Genomic DNA, 9,059 nt, shown 5'->3' on the forward strand with positions numbered 1-9,059 from the left:
AGAGCCTGGCGCGCGAGCCCGGCCTGGAGGCCGCCGACTCGGGCTTCAATCACCTGCTGATGGACCAGCTGCCACGGCTGCTTCAAGGCGAGACGGTGGGCTTTCGGCTCATCGTGGCGGGCCAGACCGACAGCTTCCGCTTTCGCGCCAAACAGGTGGGAGAGACCACCTTCGAGCAGACCCCGGCCGTCAAACTTCGCGTCGAGCCCGACTCGCTGCTCCGGCTGGTGGTCGATCCACTTGAGCTGGTCTATGACCGCCAGGGCACGCGGCTGATCAGCTACCGGGGCGTCTCCAACATCATCGACCCGCGCACGCAGCAGGTCTACAAGCAAGTCGTCATCACCTACGGTGGCCCGGTGCCGCCAGAGGCGCGCTGGCTTCAGCGAACGGCGGCCACGCCCTGAACGCCGCCCGCCTGGTGACGCCCCGTCCGCACCGCGATCTTGCGGTAGAGCTCGCCCACCGGCACCGGCTTGGGCACGTGGTCGTTCATGCCCGCTTCGAGCACCTTCTCGCGCTCGCCTGACATGGCGTTGGCCGTCATCGCGATGACGGGCACGCGCGACCACTCGGGCTGCTCGCGCATCAAGCGCGTGGCCGTGTAGCCGTCCATCTCGGGCATCTGGCAGTCCATCAGCACACAGTCGAACTCGCCCGCTTTCAGGCAGGCCAACGCCTGTTGCCCGTCGCCAGCCAAGGTCACCTGGATGCCGACTCGCTCGAGCAAGGCCACGGCCAGTTCCTGGTTGACTTCGTTGTCTTCGACGAGCAGCACGCGCAAGCCAGCCAGCTCCGGGTGGTCGGCGGCGCCCGGCAGGCTCATCAGGCGTGTGACGGTTGCGGTCGGCATCGACGTGGGGGCTTCGGCCACCACACCAAAAGGCAGCTCGACCCAGAAGGTGCTGCCATGTCCAGGCTCGCTGGCCACGTCGATGCGCCCGCCCATGCGTTCGACCAACTGGCGGCCGATGGCCAGGCCCAGCCCGGTGCCACCGAAGCGGCGAGACGTCGATGCATCGGCCTGCGTGAAGGGCTGAAACAGGCGGCTCATCTGATCGGCGGTCATGCCCAGGCCGGTGTCTTGCACCATGAAGCGCAGGCGCAGCCCCTGACCAGACGCACCCGACTCACCCGCCGAAGCCACGGTGTCGACCCGCAAGGCCACGCGGCCACGCGCGGTGAACTTGACCGCGTTGCCCATGAGGTTGAGCAGCACCTGCTGCAAGCGCAAGGGGTCCCCGCGCAGGCGAGGCGGCACGTCGGGGGCCACCTCGGAGCTCAGGATCAGGCTCTGCTCGCGGGCCCTCACCCCGACGATTTCGCTGACGCTGCGCACCACGTCGTCGAGGTCGAAATCAACGGTGTCGATGTCGAGCTTGCCGGCCTCGATCTTGGAGAAATCGAGGATGTCATTGAGGATGCCCATGAGCAGGTCGGCCGACGAGCGCACGCGCTGGATGTAGCCACGCTGCGGCTCGGGCAGGCCACTGTGCAGGGTCAGGTCGGCCATGCCGATGATGGCGTTCATGGGCGTGCGGATTTCATGGCTGACGTTGGCCAGGAATTCGCCCTTGGCCGCGCTGGCCAGCTCGGCCGCTTCTTTCTCGACCTCCAGCTGCTGGGCCTGGCGCTCCATGGCCTGACGCGTCTCGACCTGTTCGAGCAAGGAGGCCCGCATGTCGTTGATCGCACCGGCCAGCACGTCGATTTCATCGGGGCCGTCGTGACGCGGGCGCTCCAGGTGCAGCGGCTGGTCGAGGTGGTCCAGGCTGAGCTCACCCGCGTAACGCGAGACCTGCTGCAGCGGGCGCAACACCAGCTGCCGCACGCCCACCAACAACACCAGCGCCAAGGCCGCCGAGCGCACCAGCTCGGTCAGCAAAATGCCCAGGGCCATGTTGCCCACCCGCCCCAGCAAGCCGCTGAGCGAGACCTCGACGCGCAAGGTGCCCACCGACTGGGCGCGCACACCGGGCTGGATGCCATCTTCGTCGGGCGCCAGCAGCGGGTACTCGCGCACCTCGGTCGGGGCCGACCAGATGGACCACCCTGATCTGACGGGGCCGACCACCGGGGCCACCGCGAAAGGCAGGTCGCTGTCGATGCTCACCCGGCTCACATCGGGGTAGCGCGCGATGCCGGCCAACTGGTGGCGAATCTGACCTTCGTCGAGCTGCCAGACGCTGGCCGACAGGGCTGGCACGTGTGTCGCACCGATGCGCTCCAGGAAGGCATCCAGGTCGTCCTGACCACTGCGGTAAGCCGCGTGCAGCTGGTAGGCAGCGGCCAGACAGGCCACCACCACGCTGATCAGCAGCACCTGCCGAACCAGTCGGCGCGAGATCTAGCGAATCATCGTCGCCCCTTCGCGGCCTCAGCCGGTGCCGACACGGGGGCCGGCGCCCACTGTCGATGCAGCTCCTCCAGCATGCGCTGGTGCTCACCCGAGCGTTTGATGGCGCGAAGCCCTTGCTCGAATGCGTGCGCCAGCCGCTCGCCCTCCGGCCTGGCCCGGGTGAAGCCCAGCCAGAACCCATCGACGCTGATGCGTCCCACGCGCTGCACCTGGCCACTCAGTGAGGGGTCGATCTGCAGGCGGTACCAGGCGGGCAAGGTGTTGACCAGGATGTAGTCGACGCGACCAGCGGCCAGCATGTGCAGCAAGTTGCCGTCGGACGTGGCTGGTTTGCGCTGGATGCGAGGGTCGGACATGAATGAGGTGGGGTAGGTGTAGCCCACGGTGATGCCCACGCTGCTGCCGCGCAGGTCTTCCTGCACGAGTTGTCGCATGGGCACCGAGGTGTCCGGGCTGCGCCTGGCAAAGATCGCCAGCTCTTCCTCGAACATGGGAGTTGGGTGCCAGTGGTAGAGGGCCTCGTTGGCCGCCGTGCGCGTGGCGTTGAAACAGGCCACGACGGTGCCCTTTTCCGCCTCCAGCATGCAGCGCGCGAACGGCAGCGTGCGGAACCGCACCGACACGCCCTGGCTGGCAAAGGCCTGGCGCACCAGGCGAGGTGTCAGGCCCTGGGGCTCCTCGTTGCCGGCCATGCGATAGCTGTAAGGCGGCCAGTCGTCCTCGGCGCCGATGACAATGGTTTCGGCGCGAAGCGAAGCCGCGCCTGCGCCCAAAGCGCACGCCAAACCCATCCACCGAAACGCCCGACCGAGCATCACCACCTCCTGGTCTCGAAGGTGACTGTATCGTCCTTTGGTGCTAACGCCCACCCGCATGAACACGGGCTTGTGCCGTGTTGCGGCACCAAGTCAGAGCACATCCACCGGCAGCTTCAGGTACCGGCGGCCATCGGCCTCTGGCGGCGGCAGGTGCCCTGCTCGCACATTGACCTGGATGGACGGCAGGATCAGGCGCGGCATGGCCAGCGTGGCATCGCGCGCCTGGCGCATGGCCACGAAAGCGGCCTCGTCCACACCCTCGTGCACATGGACATTGCCTTGGCGCTGCTCGCCCACCGTGCAAACGGCCAAGGGAGCGCGGTCGGTGACGGGGTAGTCATGGCACATGAACAAGCGCGTTTCAGGCGGCAGGGCCAGCAAGCGCTGGATGGAGCCGTACAACGCATTCGCGTCGCCGCCAGGGAAGTCGCAGCGCGCCGTGCCCACGTCAGGCGGGAACAGGGTGTCGCCCACGAACACGGCGTCACCCACCACGTAAGCCAGGTCTGCCGGGGTGTGCCCGGGCACGTGCCAGGCCTGGGCCCGCAAGGCCCCGATCCAGAACACCTCGCCGTCGGCGAACAGGTGGTCGAACTGCGAACCATCGGTGGCGAAACCGGGTTCCAGGTTGAAAATCGGCTTGAAAACGCCCTGCACGCGGCGAATGGCCTCGCCGATGGCGATGCGCCCACCCAGCTCGGCCTTGAGATAAGGGGCGGAGCTCAGGTGATCGGCGTGCGCGTGGGTTTCCAGGATCCAGTCCACCGTCAGGCCTTTGGCGCGCACGAAAGCGATGACCGCATCGGCCGAGTCGCGCCGGGTGCGACCACTGGCTGCATCGAAATCCAGCACCGGGTCGACGATGGCGGCGCGCCCACCGACCTGGTCGTACACGACGTGGGTGAAGGTGCTGGTGGCAGGGTCGAAAAACGACTGGACAAGGGCGGGTGCGGCGGAGGGGCTCATGGGACTCCCGATGGCGGCTGCGGCGAGCCGGGTTCAAGCTGATGCAATCACTTTATTGACAAACAATCTATTCGTCAACATAATTTAAATCATGCAAATGACAGACCCTGCGCAAGAACTCACGCGCCCCCGCCCGCCCAAGCCCGACCTGGCCTCGCTGCAAGCTTCGGCCAACCAGGCCTGCGCGCTGCTCAAGGTGCTGGCCCATGGCGACCGGCTCATCATCCTGTGCCGCCTGGCCCAGGGCGAGTTCTGCGTGGGCGAGCTGGAAGAAGACCTCGGCATCCGCCAGCCCACCCTGTCGCAGCAACTCGGCGTGCTCAGGCAAGAAGGCCTGGTCACCACCCGCCGCGAAGGCAAACACATCTTCTACAAGCTGGTCAGCGAAGACGCGCTGGCTGTGCTCACCGTGCTGCACGAGCGCATGTGCAGCCAGGCCATGCCCGACTGACCGAGCAGCCCCTCCCCTTTTTCAACCTCGACCACCAGGAGCCCGACCATGTTCACCCCCAACGTTGGCAGCATCGACCGCATCCTTCGCATCGCCGTGGGCGCCATCCTCATCGTGCTGGCCGCCACCGGTCAGATCGGCCTGTGGGGCTGGATCGGCATCGTGCCCATCCTGACCGGCACCCTTCGCTGGTGCCCGGCCTACCTGCCTTTCGGCCTGTCGACGTGCAAGACGCGCTGAGCCGCGCTGGCCAAGGCACGCAATGCTGAGCACCCTCCTGCTGGGCGCCCTGGTCGGCCTGGTGCTGGCCTTGACCGGCGCCGGCGGCGGGGTGTTGTCCATCCCGCTGCTGGTGCTGGTGCTGCATCAGCCCATGGCACAAGCCGCCCCCGTGGGCTTGCTGGCCGTGGGGCTGGCTGCGGCACTGGGCGCGGTGCTGGGCCTGCGGCAGGGCATCGTGCGCTACCGCGCTGCGCTGCTCATCGGCCTGATGGGCATGCTGGCCGCCCCGATGGGCGTGTGGTTGGCGCACCAACTGCCCGCCACGCCCTTGCTGCTGGGCATGTCGGTGCTGCTGGCTTGGCTGGGCTGGCGTGCGTGGCGTGACAGCAGCCTGCCTGGCGGCGAGGCCGCGCGGCTGGAGCAGGTGCCTTGCCAGGTCATCGCACCAGGCGAGCCCTTGAAGTGGACCGCTCCGTGCGCGCGCGCTTTGGCCGCCACGGGATTGCAATCAGGCCTGCTCAGTGGCCTGGTGGGCGTGGGGGGTGGCTTCGTCATCGTGCCCGCCTTGCAGCGCCACACCGATCTGGACCTGCGCAGCGTGCAAGCCACGTCGCTGGCGGTGATCGCTTTGGTGTCCGTCAGTGGTGTGGGCGCGGCCATCGGGCACGGGGCGGTGTCGCTTGAACTCGCCCTGCCCTTTGCCGCAGGGGCCGTGGCGGCCTTGCTGGCAGGCCGGCGCTGGGCCGACCTGCTGCCCGTGAGCTGGATGAAGCGGGGCTTCGCCGTGCTGTGCCTGCTCACCGCCGCGCTGATGCTGGCGCGCGCAGGTGGCTGGCTTTGAGCGATGGGGCCCAGGCGACCCGGATCGCTCGGCCCGGGAGGCCCAGCCGGAAGCGTCAGCCGTTGATCGTCGCCGGGCTGTAGCACAGGCGGCTGGGCCGAATGCCCATGCGCACCAGCGAGATCAAATAGCCGATGCCCGCCTGGTTCGGGTCGATCACCGGCACGTAGGCCTGCAGCGCTTCGCTCAGCAGCACCGAGAGCTTCTCGGCCACACCCACGAAGCCGGTGCAGCCCAGCAAGAGCGACTGCGCCCCGCGCTCATTGATCAACTTGAGCGCCACCGGGAAGGACTTGGCCACCACCACATCGACGTTCGAGAGCTGATCGACCGGGCAATCGATGGGGGCGATGCCAGCAAAGTTCTCTGACTGTCCATAGGTCAGCACGTGGCCCTGCTGCATGGCCAGGGTGCTCGGCAAAATCGTCAGGATGCCGAAGCGCTGGCTCAACCCCAGCGCCGTGAACGCCGAGGTCGGGAAGCCCCCGATGATCGGGATGTCGATGACCTCGCGCGCGGCCTCGACGCCGCACATGTCGAAGTCACTCAGCCAGATGCCATCGAAGCCCTGGTCCTGCAGCGACTTGGCCAGCTTGACCACCGGGACGCCGTTCTCCAGCCAGTCTGTGCGGTTCTGGATGCAGTCGTGGCCCTGGTCGATGTTGTGCACGCTCACGTCCACATCGGGTGGCAGCACGGGCGCCACGGCCTTGAGCAACAGGTCGTTGAACTGGCTGGTGTTGACGGGCGCGATGATCGCGATGCGCAAACGGCGGGTGGCGTCAGCCATGTTGCACCTCCTGATGCGAAGCGTGAACGGGCATGGCCGCGAGCTTTTCAACCGGCACATAGGGCCCGCGGTAGCCCAGGGTGTTGACCTGCTGCATGAAGCTGTCGAGGATCAGACCGTTCGGCACGCGCAGCAGCGGGTTGGCCGACAGGCCCAACAGCGTTGCAGGGCGCCCCCGGTAGGCCGGGTTCAGGCTGCCATCGGGCTGCACGATGTCGCCGTTCGACGCCACCACCTCGCCATCGCCTTCGAAGAACCAGCAGATGCTGTCGGGTGCCATGCACAGGGGCTGCGCGCGGTCGCTGGCCCAGGCCAGCAGCGACTCGTTCTGGTAGAGCACCTCGGCCGTGTGCGCGCCGGCCTTGACGGTCACGGTGCCCAGATCGAACCCACCGGTCGTGTCCACGGCCGCTTCCCACAACTCACCGGTGGGGAACAGCGCCAGCGCCTTCACGCCCCAACGGTCATGCAGCTGCTTGATCACCTCGTCCACGCTCTTGAAGGCACCGGCACGCACCGAGCGCCCGAACTCCAGGGCCCGCGTCAGCGTGCCCGTGATGGGCAGGGCCTCGCGCAACTTGGCGGGCGTCATCACCCACATGGCCAGGCCACCGAACTGCTTGAACTCGGGCGCGGCCACGATGGGGCGCATCATCTGCTCGACGATGGCCGAAACGTCCTGTTGATGCTGCCGGTCGCCGCCCGTGCCCTTGGCCGGTGTGACATCGAGCTCGACCGCCAGGCCGTCCTGGCTGACCAGGATGGCCGGGCGCGGGTCCACGTGTCGCGCAGCGAAAGTCAGCATCGGCAGCGATGGCACTGCGCGCCCTGCCCCGTCGCCATCGACCACCGCCAGGCCCAGTTTGGCGGCCACCAGGCAAGCGACCGAGAAGCCCAGTGCGCCGCTCTCGGGTGGCACCACATAGCCCAGTTTGCGGCCTTGGCTTTTGAGGTGGGCCTGGATCTGCTCGACCGCCAGCACCGGCCCGACCGGGTAGGCAGCGCCGTCGATGGCTTCGGGCGAGCCCATGTAGGCCACCATCACGGACTCGCCTTCGGTGGCCTCGTCCACGGTCACCACCCGGACCTCATCGCTCGGGTAGTAAGACCCCTTCTCGAAATGCGCGACCAGCCCCTGGGCCGATTCGATCGTGCCGCCGCCGCCGCTGCCAAAAAAACACCCGCCCAGGAGCAAAGGCTCCAGGTCGACCCGCCTGAGTGTCATCGCCATCGCGCTCTCCCCGGCCCACCATGGGCCTTACGCAAGGAGGCTCATGTTGCGAGTTGTTCGAGCAGTGTCAAAGCCCGATGCAAGCCGGAAAAAGGGGCGTTCTTGTCGAGCGGCCTGAGGGTCTTGTCGAGCAGGTCGCGCGCGGAGCGGGTGCGACCCGAGGCGTGAAGCAGCTCGGCCAGGTGGGTGGCGGTGCGGATGCGCGCCGGCATCGCGCCCAGCGCCAGCGAGGTGGACATGGCGCTGCGCAGCGCGTCTTCGGCGCCTTCGAGGTCACCCATGGCCTGGCGCGCCCTGCCCTGCACGTCCAGCAGCTCGCCGAGGTAGGCGCGGTCCTGGTGGTCCAGGCAGACGTCCATGGCCTGGCTGATGAGGCGGTCACTCTCGGCGGCATGGCCAGCCAGCAGCAGGGCCTCGCCCAGCTTCCAGGCGTGGAAGGAGTAGAACAGCTTGCCCCCGTTGCGCAGCATGTGCACCTCGAAGCCGTCGCGGATGGCGGTCTCGGCCTCGTCGAAGCGGCCTTGCGCCGTCAGGTGCACACCACGGAAGATCTGGCCCACGCCCAGGTAGAACACGAAGCCGTGGCGAGCCGAGAGCTTCTCCAGGTCGGCGGCCAAAGGGCCCAGCGCGTCCATGTCCTCGAACAGGCAGGCCAGCCAGGCGGCACCTTGCAAGGCGATGGCCTGGTTCAAGGGATGCTCGGCCGTCTGCTCTGCGCGGCGCACCAGGCGCTGGCGCACGGCTTCGGCCCGTGCAAAGTCGCCCACCTGGAAAGCGGCCAGGCCCTCGAAGTTCAGCGCCAGCCCGACCAGGTCAAAGCCCTGCGTGCGGCCGCGCTCCTGATCGGCCACCGGCGCCAGGCCACCGCGCTGCAGGCAGGCCAGGGCCTCGGCGCTGTCGCCCAGCCAGAACAGGGTGTTGGCCATGGCCACATGGGCTTCGGCCACCAGGTCGGCGTCGCCACTGCCCTGTGCGCGCTGCAGCATCTCCTGCACCGTGCCGCGGGCCTTGCCCAGGTCCATGGCCATGAGCTGGGTGGTCCAGATGCCGAACAGGATGGAGCTCAGCTCAGCGTTGTCGACGACGCCATCACCCGCGTGAAACGCCGCCTCGTAGGCTTGCAAAGCGTCGGCGCTGAGCCAGCCTTCGAGGCTGCGCAGGCTCACGCCCAGCAGGCGGTGCAGGTCGTAGCTCAGGCGCTGGGTCTCGGGTGAAGGGCCCACATTGCGCACGCGGTCCAGGCCCATGCGCAGCAGCGGCACGGCCTCTTTGAAGGCGGCGGCCTGGATGTGGCGCTGGGCTTCCTCCAGGCAGTCTTCGGCGGTGCGCTGGCGCTCGCTGCGCGCGGCGAGCCGACGCTCAACGGCCTTGCGGCTGACAC

The 9,059-nt window shown here is 67.9% G+C and carries 9 protein-coding genes and 1 pseudogene; 4 read left to right on the forward strand and 6 right to left on the reverse strand.

All coding sequences use genetic code 11. The features are described 5' to 3' along the window. The coding region (locus B2W70_RS10425) for a hypothetical protein (protein ID WP_286745509.1) at window positions 1–407 on the forward strand (407 nt) is incomplete at its 5' end. Here the strand turns inward: B2W70_RS10425 and B2W70_RS10430 are convergent. The 3 genes from B2W70_RS10430 to B2W70_RS10440 form a co-directional block, all read right to left on the reverse strand. After that, window positions 383–2,323 (reverse strand): ATP-binding protein, encoded by a 1,941-nt coding sequence (locus tag B2W70_RS10430; RefSeq protein ID WP_286745510.1) that lies wholly within the window; start codon window positions 2,321–2,323, stop codon window positions 383–385. The two genes, B2W70_RS10425 and B2W70_RS10430, sit on opposite strands and share 25 nt — an antisense overlap. Before the next feature lie 32 nt (window positions 2,324–2,355). Next, window positions 2,356–3,174: a substrate-binding periplasmic protein gene (locus B2W70_RS10435; RefSeq protein ID WP_286745512.1), complete on the reverse strand. Its 819-nt coding sequence runs from the start codon at window positions 3,172–3,174 to the stop codon at window positions 2,356–2,358. 93 nt (window positions 3,175–3,267) lie between these two features. After that, window positions 3,268–4,143, reverse strand: coding sequence for an MBL fold metallo-hydrolase (locus tag B2W70_RS10440; protein WP_286745513.1), 876 nt, complete (start codon window positions 4,141–4,143; stop codon window positions 3,268–3,270). A 97-nt stretch (window positions 4,144–4,240) separates the two neighbouring features. On the opposite strand from B2W70_RS10440, the gene B2W70_RS10445 reads away from it, so the two are divergent. Genes B2W70_RS10445 through B2W70_RS10455 form a run of 3 tightly spaced genes read left to right on the forward strand, consistent with a single transcriptional unit; the run spans window position 4,241 to window position 5,657 of the window. Beyond that, window positions 4,241–4,594: a metalloregulator ArsR/SmtB family transcription factor gene (locus tag B2W70_RS10445; protein WP_414631047.1), complete on the forward strand. Its 354-nt coding sequence runs from the start codon at window positions 4,241–4,243 to the stop codon at window positions 4,592–4,594. Window positions 4,595–4,642: 48 nt separating this feature from the next. After that, the gene (locus B2W70_RS10450; protein WP_137841617.1) at window positions 4,643–4,834 is read left to right on the forward strand and encodes a YgaP family membrane protein; all 192 of its coding nucleotides are present in this window, start codon (window positions 4,643–4,645) and stop codon (window positions 4,832–4,834) included. A 22-nt stretch (window positions 4,835–4,856) separates the two neighbouring features. Continuing rightward, window positions 4,857–5,657: a sulfite exporter TauE/SafE family protein gene (locus tag B2W70_RS10455; protein ID WP_286745517.1), complete on the forward strand. Its 801-nt coding sequence runs from the start codon at window positions 4,857–4,859 to the stop codon at window positions 5,655–5,657. Between the two features lie 55 nt (window positions 5,658–5,712). Here B2W70_RS10455 and B2W70_RS10460 read toward each other — a convergent pair whose 3' ends face one another. The 3 genes and pseudogenes from B2W70_RS10460 to B2W70_RS10470 form a co-directional block, all read right to left on the reverse strand. After that, the gene (locus B2W70_RS10460; protein ID WP_286745519.1) at window positions 5,713–6,447 is read right to left on the reverse strand and encodes an aspartate/glutamate racemase family protein; all 735 of its coding nucleotides are present in this window, start codon (window positions 6,445–6,447) and stop codon (window positions 5,713–5,715) included. After that, complete coding sequence (locus B2W70_RS10465) at window positions 6,440–7,678, reverse strand: DUF917 domain-containing protein (protein ID WP_286745521.1); 1,239 nt, start codon at window positions 7,676–7,678, stop codon at window positions 6,440–6,442. The genes B2W70_RS10460 and B2W70_RS10465 overlap by 8 nt, the downstream gene beginning before the upstream one ends. Before the next feature lie 41 nt (window positions 7,679–7,719). Continuing rightward, window positions 7,720–9,059: pseudogene (locus B2W70_RS10470) on the reverse strand (sigma-54-dependent Fis family transcriptional regulator); the annotation flags it as partial.

Source organism: Aquabacterium sp. UBA2148 (genome assembly GCF_002328915.1).
GTDB lineage: Bacteria > Pseudomonadota > Gammaproteobacteria > Burkholderiales > Burkholderiaceae_C > Aquabacterium > Aquabacterium parvum.